The organism is Streptomyces sp. NBC_01264, assembly GCF_026340675.1.
Lineage (GTDB): Bacteria > Actinomycetota > Actinomycetes > Streptomycetales > Streptomycetaceae > Streptomyces.
The window spans coordinates 1,083,131-1,100,038 of sequence record NZ_JAPEOX010000002.1 but is presented as its reverse complement, the minus strand read 5'-3'; the positions used below and the strand labels follow the sequence as shown (position 1 = coordinate 1,100,038).

The 16,908-nt window shown below is 70.7% G+C and carries 18 protein-coding genes; 8 read left to right on the top strand and 10 right to left on the bottom strand.

Annotated features, from left to right (window positions below):
• The first annotated feature begins 152 nt into the window (after positions 1-152).
• From OG435_RS37930 to OG435_RS37920, 3 genes are all read left to right on the top strand, one after another.
• Positions 153-1,565, top strand: coding sequence for a family 2B encapsulin nanocompartment shell protein (locus OG435_RS37930; RefSeq protein WP_266884176.1), 1,413 nt, complete (start codon positions 153-155; stop codon positions 1,563-1,565).
• A 100-nt stretch (positions 1,566-1,665) separates the two neighbouring features.
• Positions 1,666-2,913 carry a family 2 encapsulin nanocompartment cargo protein terpene cyclase gene (locus tag OG435_RS37925; protein ID WP_266884174.1) on the top strand — a complete coding sequence of 416 codons (1,248 nt, stop codon included), beginning with the start codon at positions 1,666-1,668 and terminating at the stop codon, positions 2,911-2,913.
• 14 nt (positions 2,914-2,927) lie between these two features.
• On the top strand, positions 2,928-3,824 hold the full coding sequence (locus OG435_RS37920; RefSeq protein WP_266884172.1) for a geranyl diphosphate 2-C-methyltransferase: 897 nt from the start codon (positions 2,928-2,930) through the stop codon (positions 3,822-3,824).
• A 65-nt stretch (positions 3,825-3,889) separates the two neighbouring features.
• On the opposite strand, the gene OG435_RS37915 is transcribed toward OG435_RS37920, so the two are convergent.
• From OG435_RS37915 to OG435_RS37890, 6 genes are read right to left on the bottom strand one after another with little or no spacing between them, the layout of a single operon-like run.
• Positions 3,890-4,645: a DsbA family oxidoreductase gene (locus OG435_RS37915; RefSeq protein ID WP_266884170.1), complete on the bottom strand. Its 756-nt coding sequence runs from the start codon at positions 4,643-4,645 to the stop codon at positions 3,890-3,892.
• A 5-nt stretch (positions 4,646-4,650) separates the two neighbouring features.
• The gene (locus OG435_RS37910) at positions 4,651-5,955 is read right to left on the bottom strand and encodes a methyltransferase domain-containing protein (protein WP_266884168.1); all 1,305 of its coding nucleotides are present in this window, start codon (positions 5,953-5,955) and stop codon (positions 4,651-4,653) included.
• Positions 5,952-6,791: an iron-containing redox enzyme family protein gene (locus OG435_RS37905; RefSeq protein ID WP_266884166.1), complete on the bottom strand. Its 840-nt coding sequence runs from the start codon at positions 6,789-6,791 to the stop codon at positions 5,952-5,954. The genes OG435_RS37910 and OG435_RS37905 overlap by 4 nt, the downstream gene beginning before the upstream one ends.
• Entirely contained in the window at positions 6,785-7,564 is a 780-nt protein-coding gene (locus tag OG435_RS37900; protein ID WP_266884164.1) for a dihydrodipicolinate synthase family protein, read from the bottom strand. The genes OG435_RS37905 and OG435_RS37900 overlap by 7 nt, the downstream gene beginning before the upstream one ends.
• A 10-nt stretch (positions 7,565-7,574) precedes the next feature.
• Positions 7,575-8,099, bottom strand: a complete 525-nt coding sequence (locus OG435_RS37895; RefSeq protein ID WP_266884162.1) for a DUF6190 family protein — start codon at positions 8,097-8,099, stop codon at positions 7,575-7,577.
• The gene (locus OG435_RS37890; RefSeq protein ID WP_266884160.1) at positions 8,089-9,273 is read right to left on the bottom strand and encodes an aminotransferase class I/II-fold pyridoxal phosphate-dependent enzyme; all 1,185 of its coding nucleotides are present in this window, start codon (positions 9,271-9,273) and stop codon (positions 8,089-8,091) included. The genes OG435_RS37895 and OG435_RS37890 overlap by 11 nt, the downstream gene beginning before the upstream one ends.
• Before the next feature lie 273 nt (positions 9,274-9,546).
• Between OG435_RS37890 and OG435_RS37885 the strand changes: the two genes are divergently transcribed.
• Positions 9,547-10,134 (top strand): TetR/AcrR family transcriptional regulator, encoded by a 588-nt coding sequence (locus tag OG435_RS37885; RefSeq protein ID WP_266884158.1) that lies wholly within the window; start codon positions 9,547-9,549, stop codon positions 10,132-10,134.
• A gap of 104 nt (positions 10,135-10,238) precedes the next feature.
• Here the strand turns inward: OG435_RS37885 and OG435_RS37880 are convergent, their stop codons facing one another.
• Together OG435_RS37880 and OG435_RS37875 are read right to left on the bottom strand one after the other, a co-directional pair.
• On the bottom strand, positions 10,239-10,817 hold the full coding sequence (locus tag OG435_RS37880; RefSeq protein WP_266884156.1) for a YceI family protein: 579 nt from the start codon (positions 10,815-10,817) through the stop codon (positions 10,239-10,241).
• 35 nt (positions 10,818-10,852) lie between these two features.
• Positions 10,853-11,185, bottom strand: a complete 333-nt coding sequence (locus OG435_RS37875; protein ID WP_250738296.1) for a rhodanese-like domain-containing protein — start codon at positions 11,183-11,185, stop codon at positions 10,853-10,855.
• A 93-nt stretch (positions 11,186-11,278) separates the two neighbouring features.
• On the opposite strand from OG435_RS37875, the gene OG435_RS37870 reads away from it, so the two are divergent.
• Positions 11,279-11,734 carry a MarR family winged helix-turn-helix transcriptional regulator gene (locus OG435_RS37870; protein ID WP_266884153.1) on the top strand — a complete coding sequence of 152 codons (456 nt, stop codon included), beginning with the start codon at positions 11,279-11,281 and terminating at the stop codon, positions 11,732-11,734.
• A 144-nt stretch (positions 11,735-11,878) separates the two neighbouring features.
• On the opposite strand, the gene OG435_RS37865 is transcribed toward OG435_RS37870, so the two are convergent.
• Positions 11,879-12,289: a Fur family transcriptional regulator gene (locus OG435_RS37865; protein ID WP_266884151.1), complete on the bottom strand. Its 411-nt coding sequence runs from the start codon at positions 12,287-12,289 to the stop codon at positions 11,879-11,881.
• A 354-nt stretch (positions 12,290-12,643) separates the two neighbouring features.
• On the opposite strand from OG435_RS37865, the gene katG reads away from it, so the two are divergent.
• Entirely contained in the window at positions 12,644-14,875 is a 2,232-nt protein-coding gene (gene katG / locus OG435_RS37860) for a catalase/peroxidase HPI (RefSeq protein ID WP_266884149.1), read from the top strand.
• A gap of 64 nt (positions 14,876-14,939) precedes the next feature.
• Here the strand turns inward: katG and OG435_RS37855 are convergent, their stop codons facing one another.
• The gene (locus OG435_RS37855; protein ID WP_266884147.1) at positions 14,940-15,392 is read right to left on the bottom strand and encodes a MarR family winged helix-turn-helix transcriptional regulator; all 453 of its coding nucleotides are present in this window, start codon (positions 15,390-15,392) and stop codon (positions 14,940-14,942) included.
• 80 nt (positions 15,393-15,472) lie between these two features.
• Here OG435_RS37855 and OG435_RS37850 point away from each other — a divergent pair, with 80 nt between their 5' ends.
• Together OG435_RS37850 and OG435_RS37845 are read left to right on the top strand one after the other, a co-directional pair.
• The gene (locus OG435_RS37850) at positions 15,473-16,372 is read left to right on the top strand and encodes an alpha/beta hydrolase (protein WP_266884145.1); all 900 of its coding nucleotides are present in this window, start codon (positions 15,473-15,475) and stop codon (positions 16,370-16,372) included.
• Positions 16,373-16,469: 97 nt separating this feature from the next.
• Positions 16,470-16,820, top strand: a complete 351-nt coding sequence (locus OG435_RS37845; protein ID WP_266884143.1) for a hypothetical protein — start codon at positions 16,470-16,472, stop codon at positions 16,818-16,820.
• Positions 16,821-16,908: the final 88 nt, after the last annotated feature.

The window sequence follows — 16,908 nt, the reverse complement described above, 5'->3', positions numbered from 1 at the left end:
AAACCCTCCGAGGTGAAGGATCACTGGAACGAAGCAACGGCAACGTTTTTTCACGGTGGGCCCGGGATCTCCGCCGTTACGGTTCCCCGGGATCTGGACGGACGCGCAGACGTTCGCCCTTCTTTCCCCGCTGATAAAGGAGAGCCCGACCGATGACCGTTGACACCAGCCCGGAAGCACAGCTGGATCCGCCCAAGCAGTCCAGCCTGGGCACGTCGGCCGCCCGCAACCTTGCCACCACGACCAAGTCCGCCCCGCAGATGCAGGAGATCACCTCCCGCTGGCTGCTGAGGATGCTGCCCTGGGTGGAGACCAAGGGCGGCGCCTACCGGGTGAACCGCCGGCTGAGCTACACCGTCGGCGACGGGAGCATCGAGTTCGTCCAGGACGGTGCCCGTGTCCAGGTGATCCCGCGCGAACTCGGCGAACTCGCCCTGCTGCGCGGCTTCGACGACGAGGAAGTGCTGACGGCGATCGCCGGCCGGTGCGTCCAGCGCGATTTCCGGGCCGGCGAGGTGCTGGTCGAGCGGGGCGCCCCCGCCGAGCAGATCCACTTGATCGCCCACGGCCGGATCAGCCAGACCTCCGCGGGCAAGTACGGCGACGAGATCTCCGTCGCGGTGCTCGCCGACGGCGACCGGTTCGGCGAGAACGCCCTGCTGGACTCCGACGCCCGGTGGGACTACACGGCCACCGCCGAGACCCCCGGCACCCTGCTCACGCTCTCCCGCGCCGACTTCGGCGGCATCGTGTCCGGGGCGCCGCACCTCCAGGAGCACATCCAGCGGTTCAGCTCGCTGCCCCTGCAGCGGCAGAACAAGCACGGCGAGGCCGAGATCGCGATGTCGGCCGGCCACATCGGTGAGGCTGAACTGCCCGGCACCTTCGTCGACTACGAATCGAAGCCGCGCGAGTACGAACTCTCCATCGCCCAGACCGTCCTGCGGGTGCACACGAGGGTCGCCGACCTCTACAACGGGCCGATGAACCAGACCGAGGAGCAACTCCGGCTCACCATCGAGGCGTTGCGCGAACGCCAGGAACACGAGCTGGTGAACAACCGGGAGTTCGGCCTGCTCCACAACGCCGCCTTCAAGCAGCGGATCCAGACCCACTCCGGCCCGCCCACCCCGGACGACATGGACGAGCTGCTCTGCCGCCGCCGCGGCACCAAGCTCTTCCTCGCCCACCCCCGCACGATCGCGGCGATCGGCCGTGAGATGAACGCCCGCGGCCTCTACCCGGACCACGTGGACGTGGGCGGACAGCAGGTCCCGGCCTGGCGCGGGGTCCCGATCCTGCCCTGCAACAAGATCCCCATCACCAAGGAGAACACCAGCTCCATCCTCGCCATGCGTACCGGCGAGGACAACCAGGGCGTCATCGGACTGCGCCAGACCGGCCTGCCGGAGGAGTACGAGCCGGGCCTGTCGGTCCGTTTCATGGGCATCGACGAGAAGTCGATCATCTCCTACCTGGTCACCACCTACTACTCCGCCGCGATCCTGGTGCCCGACGCCCTCGGCGTCCTGGAGAACGTCCAGATCGCCCGCCGCAGCGACTGACCGGCCGGCGGACCCGTACGACGACAGCCCGGACCCTCCCGGGCCGGCCGAGCGCGCCCGGGATCCGGGACAGAACACCCACCTCACCAAGGAGTCACGGATGCCCGAGCCCGGGCCTTCCCCTCTGCAGTCGAGCCTGCCCGGCGCCGCTGCCCAGTTCGGGGCCCACGTCCTCGGCAGCGTCAAGGTCCCCGCATCGGGAGGCCTGCCCACCCTGCCCGTCCCGTCGCAGCCGCCCGCTCCGCCCGCCCCGAGCGCCGCCCTGCGACGGCTCCTGGGCGGACCCAGCGGACTGGGCACGGAGGGCCTGCACCCGGCCCGCCGGGAAGCACCCCCCGCGCCGGCTCCGGAGCCGGCGGCCCCCGCGGCCGGAAACCCGATCCCGGGCCTCTACTTCCACCCCGTGCCCGAGCCCGACCCGGTGCGGGTGGAGGAGGCCAGCCGCCGGATCAAGGCCTGGGCGGTGGAGGAGGTCGATCTGTTCCCCGACGCCTGGGAGAACCAGTTCGACGGCTTCCACGTCGGGCGCTACATGGTGGCCTGCCACCCCGACGCCCCCACCATCGAGCACCTGATGGTCGCCACCCGGCTGATGGTCGCCGAGAACGCGGTGGACGACTGCTACTGCGAGGACCACGGCGGCTCGCCCATCGGCCTCGGCGGACGGCTCCTGCTGGCGCACACCGCGATCGACCCCCTCCACACGACGAAGGAGTACGAGCCCGCGTGGGCGGAGTCGCTCGGGTCGGACGCGCCCCGACGCGCCTACCGCTCAGCCATGGAGTACTTCCTCCGCCAGGCCAGCCCCTCGCAGGCGGACCGCTACCGGCACGACATGGCCCGGCTGCACCTGGGGTACCTCGCCGAGGCGGCCTGGAGCCAGACGGAGTACGTCCCCGAGGTGTGGGAGTACCTGGCCATGCGGCAGTTCAACAACTTCCGCCCCTGCCCCACCATCACCGACACCGTCGGGGGGTACGAGCTCCCGGCCGATCTACATGCCCAGGCGGCCATGCAGCGGGTCATCGCACTCGCCGGCAACGCCACCACCATCGTCAACGACCTCTACTCCTACACCAAGGAACTGGCCGCCCCGGGGCGGCACATGAACCTTCCCGTGGTGATCGCCGACCGGGAGGGGGCCTCCGACAAGGAGGGCTATCTGAAGGCGGTCGAGGTCCACAACGACCTCATGCACGCCTTCGAAGCGGAGGCCGCCGCCCTGGCCGCGGCCTGCCCCGTCCCGAGCGTGCTGCGCTTCCTGCGGGGAGTCGCCGTATGGGTCGACGGCAACCACTACTGGCACCAGACCAATACCTATCGCTACAGCCTGCCCGACTTCTGGTAAGGACGGACCTATTCGTGACCAGCATTGACGTGACCACCGGCGCCAACGGCACCACCCCCGGCACCGTGATCATTCCCGGGCCGGCGACCCCCTACCAGGGGGACATCGCCCGCTACTGGAACAACGAGGCCAGGCCCGTGAACCTGCGCCTCGGCGACGTGGACGGCCTCTACCACCACCACTACGGCATCGGGGACGTCGACCACGCCGCCCTCGGCGACACGGCCGACAGCGCGTACGAGAAGAGGCTGGTCGCCGAACTGCACCGGCTGGAGTCGGCGCAGGCCGAACTCCTCCTGGACCACCTCGGTCCCATCGGCCGCGAGGACACGCTCGTGGACGCCGGCTGCGGCCGCGGCGGCTCGATGGTGATGGCCCACCAGCGCTTCGGCTCCAAGGTCGAGGGCGTCACCCTCTCGGCGAAGCAGGCCGACTTCGCCAACCAGCGCGCCCGCGACCTCGGGATCGACGACCACGTCCGGGCCCGTGTCTGCAACATGCTCGGCACGCCCTTCGAGACCGGCCAGGCCACGGCGTCCTGGAACAACGAGTCGAGCATGTACGTCGACCTGGACGACCTGTTCGCCGAGCACTCCCGCGTCCTGAAGGTCGGCGGCCGGTACGTGACCATCACCGGCTGCTGGAACCCGCGGTACGGCCAGCCCTCGAAGTGGGTCTCCCAGATCAACGCCCACTTCGAGTGCAACATCCACTCCCGCCGGGAGTACCTGAAGGCCATGGCGGACAACCGCCTCGTACCGCAGGCCGTCATCGACCTGACCCCCGCGACCCTGCCCTACTGGGAGCTGAGGGCCACGTCCTCGCTGGTCACCGGCATCGAGGAGGCGTTCATCGAGTCCTACAAGGACGGCTCCTTCCAGTACGTCCTGATCGCGGCCGACCGCGTCTGATGAAGGGCCACGTCTGAAGAACAGCCGGGCCCGTCGTACGGACGGGCCCGGCCCCGGGGCGAGGCTCAGAGCAACCGGGCTGCGTGCGCGAGGAGTTCCGCGTACACCTCCGGGCGGTCCCGGTCGATCACGGGGAACCCCTCCCCGAAGTCGCTGTTCACCCAGCGCGCCTCGATGCCGGGGTTGGCCATGTCGGTGCCGTCGTGGAGGAACACGTGCGGGCTGCAGTTGACCCGGCCCTCGCGCGCCGACTCGTACTGGGCCGTCACGGCCGCTCGCGCCGAGCCCGTGTCGAGGGCGTGCGCGAGCTCGTCCACCTGCACGGCGCCCGTCGCGGCGGCCACGTCCAGGATGACGTGGCGCATCGAGATGCAGCGGCCCTCCGCCCAGAAGGCCCGGCGCAGGGCGCGGTCGAGCCGCTCACTGGCCTCCATGGACTGGGACTTGGCCGCGTGCACCGCTTCGAGCGCGGGCAGGGTGGTGACCGGGTAGGTCCAGTCGGGCCCCTGCCACAGGCGCCAGCCGGCCTCCGGTTCGAGCGCGCCGAGCACCGAGATCTCGGAGTCGACTCCGGGGCGGGCGTTGACCTCCCGGTTGAACAGCTCCAGGGGGAAGGCCCGGAAGTCGAACCGGATCCGTCCCTCCAGACCCAGCTCGCGCCGGGTCTCGTGCAGCCGGTGCACAGCCACGTGGGCGAAGGAGCAGTTCAGATCGGTGTAGACGCTGATCGTGCCGGGCGTCGCGGGCAGCCGCGGGTCCGTGAGCGGGCTGCCCGTCGTGCCGGTCGTGGCCGCTGCGTTCGCCGGGGTCGTCGTGGTCACGGGCTTCAGCCTTCCTGGTCGGGCCGGGTGCTGTGCGAGAACCGGGCCACGGTGACGTCCCCGGAGACGACCGAGCCCTCCCAGCCGTAGACCTGTCCGAAGGATCCGGATCCGATGCCGGCCGGGTGCCGTCTGGAGAAGGTGAGCGCGATCCGGTCGCCCGGCCGCACCGGCACGGCGTCGCGGACCGGCAGGTAGGCGTGCTTCCAGCTGTCCGAGGTCGTACGGGCCCGCGGATCGTGCGCCGCGACGTCGTCACCGGAGATGTCCAGGGCCACCGTGTCCGAGAGGGTCGCCACGAAGTAGCCCTTGAAGCCGGTGAACAGCCCCGCCCGCTGGACGGTGTACACGAGCGGAACCTCGAACGAGGTCTCCTGAGCGCCGTGCGTCCCCTCGAAGGCGTACCGGCGCAGGAGCCGCGGCGCCGAGAGCTGGCCGCCCACCGGGATGATCGCGTCGTAGTAGAGGTCGAAGGCGTCCCGTGCCCCGCGCCCCTTCAGCAGCTCGGCGAACTCGGCCGGGCTCCCGGCGTCCTGCGGCCTCCCGTCGCGCACCGCGCCGTGCGCCGCCTCCGCGGTGACCGGTACGAGATAGCTCTCCACGGCCACCGGAAGCATCGCGCCGCCCGGCCGCAGGAAGCGGCTGCGGGCGTCGTCGAGGATCGCGACGCAGTTCTCGTTGTCGGCGAGGTTGCCCATGATCTCGGAGATGATCAGGTCCACCCGCTCGGGCAGCTCGATGTCGAAGGAGAACCCGCGCAACGGATGGAAACGGCTCCCGAACCCGGCTTCGGTGAGCCTGCGCGTCGCGGTCCGCAGGATCTTCTCGTTGAGGTCGATGCCGTAGACCCGGGCCGCCCCCGCCTCCAGTGCCCACTGGGCCAGGATGCCCGTACTGGTGCCCAGGTCCAGTACGGTGGCGCCGGGCCGCACGGCCTCGGTGATCGCCGCCTTGTACGCGGCCATGCGCAGCCGGTCGCCCAGCATCAGGTCGTGGAAGCCGTCGTCCCATTCGAGGAGCCGCGCGGAGGCCGGCAGCCAGAGGTCCTGCTGCTCGTACACCTGGCCGAGCACGCCCGTGTGGTGGACCTTCAGCGGCTCCGCGGCCGGGCCGGCGGCCGGGCAGCCGGTGGCGAGGTCGAAGCCGGTGCCGTGCAGCGGGCACGTGATGCGCAGGGTGCGCGGATTGACCTGACCGTGCACGAGCCGGCCGAGCCGGTGCGTACAGGCGGCGTCGATCACGAACTCCCGGCCCGCGACGCGGACCCGTACCCGGTCGCCCGGCAGCTCTTCCAGCACGGCGTCGCTCATGCCACCTCCCGCGCGCGCTCGACGGCGGCGTCGAAGGCGGCCCCGATCAGCCCGGACAGCAGCTGCGCCCCGATCCAGAGCTTCGTCGCGTCGAGTCCGCGCGCCGCTTCGTACTCCTTGATCGCGGTCTGCATCTCCCGCAGGTGGAAGGTGTCGATGTGCAGGTGCTCGGTGTAGTACCTGCCCTGCTCGATCCCGAGCCGGGCGCAGGCGCGGGCCTGCACCGTGAAGGCGTCGGGGATGCTCGCCTCCAGGTAGGCGAGGGCGCCGAGGAAGTACTCGACGTCCGCGGCGCGCTGGGTGAGCCAGTAGAAGACGTTGAGGAACGCGTACGTCTCGTCGGCGGTGGTGTCGAGGAAGCTCTCCAGCTCCTGGGGGAGACCCAGTTCGGCGAGCAGGTCGAGGTAGAGCTTGGAGTGGGTCTGCTGGAGGTTGCCGCAGCCGAACTCGTCGATGAGCACCCGCATCACGGCCATCTGCGCGCGGATCGGCAGCCGGGGCACCGCCGGGAAGAAGTTCTGCGCCTCGGTCAGTCCGTCGAGCGCGAACTCCCTTACCATGTGGGCGAACTGCTCCCGGGTGGCCTTCTCGGCGAGATAGCTGCCGGCCGGGCTGCCCTCGCGTTCCAGGACCAGTAGTCCGTCGAGGCGTTCCTTCCATTCGGCGCGGCCGGCGAGCGGGGAGGTGCGGTCGGCCAGGTCCCCGACGAGGGGCTCGATCCAGTCCGCCTCCAGCTCCTCGATCCGGGTGAGGACCGCGGAGCTCTGCAGGGTGCGGTTGTGGAGGAACAGCCGCCTTTGTGCGCTGTCTTCGGGCTTCGGTGTCACGTTCAGCACGGGACCTCCCGGTCGGTCTCGATCACGGCGCGCCGCAGCAGTTCGGTCTTCAGGGAGCGGTACCAGTCGTCGCGGTCCAGGCCGTACCGTGCGTACGCGGAGCGCAACTGCGCCGCCCGCTCCTCGCCGCGGTCGGTCAACAGGGCCTGGCAGAGCTCCGGTTCGACGTTGCCCAGGGCGACGATCCAGCCGTCGACGGGTCCGGAGTCCAGCAGCAGGTGTTCGAGCCCCTGGACCACGGGCACGCCCGGGCCGGCGGCGATCAGCGCGCGGGTGAACCCGGGCTCCCCGGCGGAGTCCTTGACCCCGGCCACCCCCGGCAGCGCGCAGACGCGGAGCAGGGTGTCGAGTGCGAGGCCGTTCCCGGACACGGCCGACTCGTGGTAGACGATCACGGGCAGTCCGGCCCCGGCCACGGTCTCGAAGTGGCGGTACATCTCCTCCTGGGTCACGTCCGCCCCGTACGGGGTGGTGACCACGACCGCGGCGGCGCCGAGTCCGCCCGCGCTATGGGCGAGGGCGAGGGCCCCGGCCGTGGTGGGCCGCAGGATGCCGGCGAGGACCGGTAAGCCGTCGGCGTACCGGACGGCGGCGGTCAGCGTGTCCCGCCACTGCCGGTCCGACAGGGAGCCCCCCTCGCCGGTGCTCAGCGCCGGCAACAGGGCGTCCGCGTAGGGCCGTACGGAGGCGATCAGGCGGGCCATGCTCTTCTCGTCGATCTCTCCCGCCGCGTCGACCGGGGTGACGAGCGCGGTGGTCGTTCCGGTGATCATCGGTCCTCCGTCACAGGGCTTCGGCCGGCACGCGCAGGGCGAGGGACTGCTGGTAGAGGCCTTCCAGCGGCTCGGGGAAGACGGCTTCCGGCCCGTCGGCGCCGGCCACGGCGCGCAGCGCGAGGCCGGTCGTGGCCGTGAGGCGCGGACTTGCCGTGTGCAGCAGCCCCTTGCGGCCCTCGACCATGCCGAGGAGCAGCCGCTCGTGCACCGGCAGGGACCGGGGCAGCTCCGGGTCGGAGGCGCGCAGGACGTCGGCCTCCTCGTAGCCGAGCCGGTGGATGTCCATCACGGTGTGCAGGTTGTCCATGAACGGGTAGTAGGTGTCCTGGAGTTCGCGGGAGAAGCCCCAGATGATGTCGTCGCAGCGGCCCACCTGCTCCAGGCTCATGACGATCCGGCCGTCGAGCCGTTCCACGAAGAAGGCCTTGCAAGCACGGCGTACGTCCTCGTCCTCGCTGTTCATGCCGAGGAAGAGCGCGGCATCGGCGTACTCGTCGGAGTACTCGTAGGGGGCGGTCGTGTCAGACGGCATGGCGGTCGAGCACCTCGCGCATCCGGGCCATGGCGTCGGAGAACACCTGCGGATCGCGGGCGAGGGCGAACCGGACGAAGGCCTCGCCGCGGTCCGGCTGGCTCCAGTAGAAGAACCGGCCGGGCAGGACGTACACCTCGGCCTCGGCCAGGAGCCGCTGCAGTTCGGTCGCGGTCAGCTCCGGGTGGGCGATGCGCGCCCAGGCGACGCTCACTCCGGCGACGGGCTCCTGGTACTCCAGGATCGTGCCGTCGATCGCCTTGCGTATCGCCTCGCGGTTGGTGGTGAGCACCTCGCGGACGGAGCCGAGCTGATCGCGGGTGGAGTCCTGGACGTACTGGGTCAGCATGGTGAGCACGAAGGGCGAGACGTTGAGCAGCACGCTGGTGTGCAGGTTGTAGACGTCCTCGCGGATGTCGTCGCTGGCCGTGATCATGGCTGCCTTGGCGTCCTGGACGGGCCAGGTCTTGCCCGTGTCCTCGATGGCCAGGTAGGAGATGCCGGAGCCTTCGAGCAGCTCGTAGATGTCGAAGCGGGCGAGCTTCTCGTCGTAGAGCGTGAACGAGGCGAAGCAGAAGTCGATGACCAGCAGCTTGTTGTGGTCCTTGCAGAAGCGGATCACCTCTTCGAAGCCCTTGCGGCCGTGCTGGAGCAGCGTGAAGCCGGTGGGGTTGCTCGGGTCGACGAGGAACAGGGCGTCGGTGCGGACCAGGCGCTTGAGCTCGGAGTAGATCCGGTCCGGGTCGTGGAGCGCCGACTCCTCGATCGGGTACATCGGTACGCCCATGTTGTTCAGGACGTCGTAGAGGTTGTCGAAGCAGGGCTCCACCAGCGTGACCGACTTGCGCTGCTGCTTGAGGTACATGCCGGCGACCATCGTCGAGATCGAGGCGGCGTACGACAGCAGGGTCTTGTTCTTGGCCAGGGCGGTGTCCTGGCGGTGCAGGGTGAAGAAGGCCTCGACGAAGCGCTCCTCGGCCGTCGCCTGCAGTCCGCGCTCCGCCTCGTACCAGAGCTCGGGCAGCCGGGCGACGATCTGACGCTGGCTGTCCGACTGCTGCTGGTGGGTGTGGGCGTCGGCGAGGTTGAACCTGGTGCGCAGCGCCTGGATCTCGTGCTGGGTCAGGTCGAGGAGCTGGTGGTCCGGGCTGGTCGGGCTGGGGTGCGTGGTCATGCTTCCTCCGGTCGAGGGCGTGCGTGCCAGGGGGAGTGGTGCGCGCTCGGGCGCACTCACTGTGCTCGCGGTGGGCGGGATCAGCCGGCGGTCGGGCCGGCCGAAATCTGCCGTGGGCGGCCGGCTCCTGAAGGGAACGCAGTGCGGCGGCCCTTGAGCTGTGTCATGGTGGTCCCCCGTAAGCGGACTGCGGTCCGTTTCGGCGACGACCCTGACACATCGTGTTCACGCGGGCAAGCAAACGAACGGCGAAGAAGGGCAGTTGGGGGTTAGGTGACCGAGCTCATCCGGAAGCCGGTCCGCGAGCGGGCGGACGCGGCACGGAACCGTGACCGCATCCTGGCGGTCGCCGCCGAACTCTTCGGGGAGCACGGCGTCGCGAACGTGTCCCTCGACGCCATCGCGTCACGCGCGGGCGTGGGCAAGGGAACGCTGTTCCGCCGGTTCGGAAGCAAGTCCGGGCTCGCCGTGGCCCTGCTCGACACCCAGGAGAGCGAGCTCCAGAGCAGGATGCTGTTCGGGCCGCCGCCCCTGGGGCCCGGAGCCGACGCGAGCACGCGGATCACCGCCTTCTTCGACACGTACCTGGACCTGCTCGACGCGAACCTGGAGCTGGTGCGGCTCTCCGAGACCACCGCGCCCGGCGTCCGGTACCGGATCGCCTCCTACTGCCTGTGGCAGCGCCACCTGTCCGTCCTGCTGGCCGAGGCGCGCCCGGAGCTGGACGCCCAGGGCACCTCGCACCTGCTGCTCGCCATGGTCGACGCGGACCTCCAGCAGGCTTTGCGCAGAGCCGAGTTCACCCCCGGGCGGATCCGGGGGGCGCTCGGCGAGGTAGTGCGGCGGGTCCTGGAGGCCTGACCGGGAGCCCTGACCGGGAGCCCTGGCCGGGACGCCGCCGCGGGCAGGGGCGGTCCCGGTACGGCGGTGGCCGTACCGGGACCATCGGGTCGACGTGCGGGACGTCAGACCTCCCTGACCGCCTCGATCTCCAGCGAGAGCTCGATCTCCTTGGAGACCAGGAACCCGCCGGTCTCCAGGGCCATGTTCCAGGTCAGGCCCCAGTCCTCGCGGTTGATCCTGCCGCGGGCCGAGAACACCGTGCGGTCGTTGCCCCACGGGTCCTTGGCGTGGCCCAGGTAGTCGACGTCGAGCTCGACGCGACGGGTGAACCCCTTGATCGTGAGATCGCTGGCGAGCGTGCCGCTCGTACCGTTCCAGCTCACCGACGTCGAGGTGAACGTCGCCCGGGGGTGCTCGGCCACGTCGAAGAACTCGGCGGACCGCAGGTGGTCGTCCCGGGCCGTGTCCCCGCTGTTGACACTGGCCATGTCGATCACCGCGGTGACCTTGCTGTCCTCGGGCCGCTCGCCGATGTAGACGGTGGCGTCGACGCCGGTGAACCGGCCGCGCACCTTCGTGAGCATGAAGTGCCGGCCGAGGAATCCGACCTCGGCGTGTCCCGGGTCGACCTTCCAGTCACCCACGGCCGGGAGTTCGACCCCGTCCACGGTGCGGGTCGGGGATGTCGCGCTCCTGGTCATCGCCCGTTCCTCCTGCTCGTGTGGGGGTGTACCGCTCAGACGCCGGACTCGGTCGGGAGCCCGCCCCCGATCCAGTCCTCCTTGCCGTCCTTGTAGGTGAAGACCTTCGAGTAGCCGAGCTCCGCGAGCCGCTCGGCCGCGATTCCCGAGTTGGAGCAGGTCGTACCGGTGCAGTAGACGATGACCTCGGCGTCCTTGTCGGGCAGCAGGCCGGGGGCCAGCGTGTCGACGTCGTCGACGGGCAGGAGCAGCGCTCCCGGCAGGTGCGCCTCCTTGTAGTACTGCTCGGGCAGGGCCTCGACGACCGCGGCCTTGCCGCTGTCGAGCTTCTGCTTGACCTCGTCGCGGGAGAGGTTCTGAACCGCCATGTGCCAGCCTCCGAAAATCAAGGAGCAATAAGTGCGTACGCACGCACCTTAGCAAGTGTGTGCGGGCGCACGCAATGGGAGTAGGATCGCGACGTGACCGAACGGGATGATCGACTCGAGGCGTGGCGGGCGATGCTCCTCGCGCACAACGCCGCCGTACGCGCCATCGAGAGCGACGTGCAGCGCGACGGCCGGATCCCCTTGACGTGGTACGACGTACTGCTCGAACTCAAGGCGGCCGGGGAGCACGGGCTACGCATGCAGGAGGTGGCCAACCGGGTGGTGCTCAGCCGCACCCGGGTCAGCCGCCTGATCGACGAGATGGTGCGCGCCGGCCTCGTGGACAAGCTGCCCGACCCGCACGACAAACGGGCCTCCTGGGCCGTGATCACCCCGGCGGGGGCCGAGGCCCACCGGGCGACGGCCCCGGTCTACATGCGCAGCATCCAGAAGCACTTCTCCGCGCACCTCACGGACGAGGACGCCGCGGTGATCGCCCGCGCGCTGTTCAAGGTCGCCCAGCCGGATTCCGACATCCAATTGGGCTGACGCCGGGCCGGACGGTGTCCGGCCGGAGGGTGTCCGGGTGGGCCTCCGGGCCGGACCCGCGTCCACCTCGGGCACCGCGGGCGAGGTCCCGTACGGGCGAATTCGGGCCGGGCCCGCCGCTCCGTGCGGCGGGCCCGGGCCGTCTCACGCGCAGGAGGCGCAGAGCCCCCGGTAGGTGACCTCGACCCCGGACACCGTGAAACCGAACCGGTCCTCGGTCGGGAGGCCGGCCAGCGGGTCGCCGGTGGGGTGGACGTCGCGGATCAGGCCGCAGCCGGAGCACACCAGGTGCTGGTGCGGGTGGTGCGCGTTGGGGTCGTAGCGTTTGGCCCGGCCGTCGGTGGTGACCTCCATGACCTCGCCGAGGGAGACCAGCTCGCCCAGGGCGTTGTACACGGTGGCCCGGGAGATCTCGGGCAGCCGCTCCACGGCGCGGGCGTGCACCTCGTCGGCCGTGAGGTGCACGTGGTCACCGTCGAGCACCTCCGCGACGACACGCCGCTGGGAGGTCATCCGCCAGCCGCGCTCGCGCAGCCGCTCCAGCAGGTCACTCATATCGGCCACCACTCTTTCGGATTCGGAGGGGTCACATTCGACAGGGGGCGGGGCAGGTCGGCGGGACGCCCCCGGAATTTACCGCCTACGGTCCGGGATCCGACTGGATGCGGGCTTGGTGTCGTTCTTGACTTGGATTGCGTCCATCGTAGGATCGGTTGTGTTGATAGCCAAGGGACAGGAACGGTCCGGAGCAGCGCGAGACTGGACGTGAGACCGTCCGCGACGGTGAGCGTCCCGGTGTCAGGACGACCGTGAAACCGGGGCCCGCCACCGGGTCCCGTGCCCCAAAAATGTTCCATCGCATGCAGTTCCTGATCACCGTGACCCCCGGTCCGGTCCGGAAGGATTCCCATGTCTGAGAACCATGACGCAATCGTCACCGACGCGAAGGCGGAGGGCGGCGGTGGCTGCCCGGTCGCGCACGAGCGGGCCCCGCACCCGACCCAGGGCGGCGGAAACCGCCAGTGGTGGCCGGATCGGCTCAACCTGAAGATCCTCGCCAAGAACCCCGCCGTGGCCAACCCCCTCGGCGAGGAATTCGACTACGCCGCGGCGTTCGGCACGCTCGACCTCCCCGCGGTCAAGCGCGACATCGCCGAGGTGCTGACCAGCTCGCAGGACTGGTGGCCCGCCGACTTCGGCCACTACGGCCCGTTCATGATCCGTATGGCGTGGCACAGCGCCGGCACCTACCGGATCAGCGACGGCCGCGGCGGCGCCGGAGCCGGCCAGCAGCGGTTCGCCCCCCTCAACAGCTGGCCGGACAACGGCAACCTCGACAAGGCGCGCCGCCTGCTGTGGCCGGTGAAGAAGAAGTACGGCCAGAGCCTCTCCTGGGCCGACCTCATGATCCTCACCGGCAACGTCGCCCTGGAGACGATGGGCTTCGAGACCTTCGGCTTCGCCGGTGGCCGCGCCGACGTCTGGGAGCCGGACGAGGACGTCTACTGGGGTCCCGAGAGCACCTGGCTCGACGACGAGCGCTACACCGGCGACCGCGAGCTGGAGAACCCTCTCGGCGCCGTCCAGATGGGCCTCATCTACGTCAACCCGGAAGGCCCGAACGGCACCCCGGACCCGCTCGCCGCGGCGCGCGACATCCGCGAGACGTTCCGCCGGATGGCGATGAACGACGAGGAGACCGTCGCCCTGATCGCGGGCGGCCACACCTTCGGCAAGACCCACGGCGCGGGTCCGGCGGAGAGCGTCGGCGACGACCCCGAGGCCGCCCCGATCGAGGCGCAGGGCCTGGGCTGGGCCAACTCCTTCGGTACCGGCAAGGGCGGCGACGCCATCACCAGCGGTCTGGAGGGGATCTGGACGAACACCCCGATCACCTGGGACAACACCTTCTTCGACATCCTCTTCGGCTACGAGTGGGAGCTGTTCAAGAGCCCCGCCGGAGCCCACCAGTGGCGGCCGAAGGGCGGCGCGGGGGCGGGCACCGTACCCGATGCGCACGACCCGTCGAAGACGCACGCCCCGACGATGCTCACGACCGACCTCTCGCTGCGCATCGACCCGGCCTACGAGCAGATCTCGCGGCGCTTCCACGAGAACCCGGCCGAGTTCGCGGACGCCTTCGCCCGCGCCTGGTACAAGCTCACCCACCGCGACATGGGCCCGATCGTCCGCTACCTCGGCCCGGAGGTCCCCTCCGAGGTCCTGCTGTGGCAGGACCCGCTCCCCGCGCTGACCCACTCGCTCGTCGACGACGCGGACGTGGCCGCCCTGAAGGCCAAGGTCCTCGCCTCGGACCTCTCGGTGTCCCAGCTCGTCTCCACCGCCTGGGCCGCGGCCTCCTCCTTCCGCGGCAGCGACAAGCGCGGCGGCGCCAACGGTGCGCGCATCCGCCTGCAGCCGCAGAGCGGGTGGGAGGTGAACAACCCCGACGAGCTCGCCACCGTGCTGCGCACCCTGGAAGGGATCCGGGGTTCCTTCAACTCGGCGCAGAGCGGCGGCAAGGAGATCTCGCTGGCCGACCTGATCGTCCTCGCGGGCGGTGCGGGCGTCGAGCAGGCCGCCAAGGACGCCGGCGTCGAGATCCGGGTGCCGTTCGCTCCGGGCCGCGTGGACGCCTCGCAGGAGCAGACCGACGTGGAGTCCTTCGCCGCACTGGAGCCCCTCGCCGACGGGTTCCGCAACTACCTCGGCAAGGGCAACCGCCTGCCGGCCGAGTACCTGCTGCTCGACAAGGCGAACCTGCTGAACCTCAGCGCCCCCGAGATGACCGTCCTGGTGGGCGGCCTGCGGGTGCTCGGGGCGAACCACCAGCAGTCGCCGCTCGGCGTCCTCACCGCGACCCCCGGGTCGCTCACCAACGACTTCTTCGTCAACCTGCTCGACCTGGGGACGACCTGGAAGCCGACCTCCGAGGACGCGAACACCTTCGAGGCCCGCGACGACGCCACGGGCAAGGTCAAGTGGACCGGCAGCCGGGTCGACCTGGTCTTCGGCTCGAACTCCGAGCTGCGCGCGCTCGCGGAGGTCTACGCGAGCGACGACGCCACGGAGAAGTTCGTCAAGGACTTCGTCGCCGCCTGGGACAAGGTGATGAAGCTGGACCGGTTCGACCTCGTCTGATCCCGGCATCCGGCCCGGGCCGGCCGCGCTCCCCGCGGCCGGCCCGGGCCGTTTCCCTTGCCGGCTAGCCGGCGGGCGTGCCCGCCGAGGCGTCCTGCAGCGTGCCGCGCAGCAGGGCGAGGGTGGCGGCGAACCCCTCCAGCGAGCCGGCCGTCAGCGGCCCGGTGAGCCAGGAACGCAGGCCGTCCTCGAACGTGGGCGTGGCGGCGGCCAGCCGTTCGCGGCCTTCGGGGGTCAGCTCCAGCAGGGACGAGCGGCGGTTGGCGGGATGGGGTCGCCGGACCACCCAGCCGAGGGCCTCCAGCCGGTCCACCCCCTTGCTGGTCGCCCCGACGGTGATGGCTGCCTCCTCGGCCAGGTCGTTGACCCGGCAGCCCTCCCGGCCGTCGATGATGCGCAGGAACTCGAACTGGCCCATCGTCACGCCGTGCTCCGCGCGCAGCCGTTCGCCCAGCGCGTTGTAGAGCCTGGTCTCGTAGCGGACGAGGTCCATGAACACCTGCGCCGGGTCGGTCATGCCGTGCTCCAGATTCTCGGGAATGATATTCCTAGGAATGTAGTTCCTGGTGAAGAACATCGCTTCCACTGGAGGATCCCATGAGCACGGCACAGCGCACGGCCGTCGACACCCTGATGCGGCAGGCCCCCTTCGACGGCAGCCTCCCGCCGGAGCGGCTGCGCAAGGACTTCGAGGCCCAGATGACCGCGGGCCCGGCTCCGGCCGGGGTGGCCGTCACCCCCTCCGTCCTCGGCGGGCTCCCCGCCCTGACCGTCGAGCCCGAGGGTGACGCCGCCACCGGGACGATCCTCTACTTCCACGGCGGGGCCTGGGTCGCCGGCTCGCCCGACACCGCCCTGCGGCTCACCGCCGCACTGGTGCGCCGGACCGGGGTCCGCGCCGTCTCGGTGGACTACCGGCTCGCCCCGGAGCACCCCTTCCCCGCGGCCGTCGAGGACGGGCTCGCCGCCTACCGCGACCTGCTGGAGCAGGGCGCCGCGGCCGAGGGGATCGTCCTGGCCGGGGACTCCGCCGGCGGCGGAATCGCCGTCACCACCCTGCTGGCCGCCCGCGAGGCCGGCCTGCCGATGCCGGCCGCCGCGGTCGCCTTCTCGCCGGGCCTGGACGCCACCCTCTCGGGCGAGTCCATGACCACGAAGCACGACGCCGACCCGCTCTTCACCCGCGCGGAACTGGCCGTCGTCTTCGGCCACTACCTGGCCGGGCAGGACCCCGCGCAGCCGCTGCTGAGCCCGGCCCTGCACGCCGACCTGACCGGGCTGCCCCCGCTGCTCCTCCAGGCCGGATCCAACGAGGTCCTGCTGGACGACTCCACCCGGTTCGCCGTCCGGGCGGCCGCGGCCGGGGTCGGCGTCCAGCTCGACGTCACCGCCGACGTCCCCCACGTCTTCCAGGTCTTCGAGGGCATGCTGGACGAGGCCGACGCGGCCCTGGACCGCGCCGCGCGTTTCGTCACCGACGCGCTGGCCCGGGCCTGAGCCGTTCACCCGGACGGCGGAGCAGCGGGAGCCGCTCGCGCCGTGCCGGGGCAGTCTGTGCCTAGGACGCCATCACCGCACAGACGAGGACCGCGCCATGTCCCACAGCAGGCGTATCAGCATCATCGCGGGAACGGCAGCGCTGCTGCTGACGGCCACCGCCTGCTCGGGCCTGGGCCGGAGCACCGTCGGGATGCTCGAGTTCCGCGGCCACGACTCGCCGGTCGAGGTGAGCTACAGCAACACCTCGGTCAAGGGCTGCCACAGGATCGCCCTGCCCGAGGGGGCGACGCACGTGGAGAACAACACCCTCGTGGACGTGGTCCTGTACCAGACGGAGGACTGCCGCAAGCTCGACCGGGGCGACGGCACCTACGTGGCCACGACCCTCTCGAACGTCACCGCCCCCGAAGCCCTGCCCTGGCGCAGCTTCACCGTCATCCACTGACGTACGGGCGCCGACGGGCCGGAGCGGCCGGCACGGCATGCTGGGGAGGTGTCCTCTCCTTCCGCGCATCCTCAACAGACCGAATCCG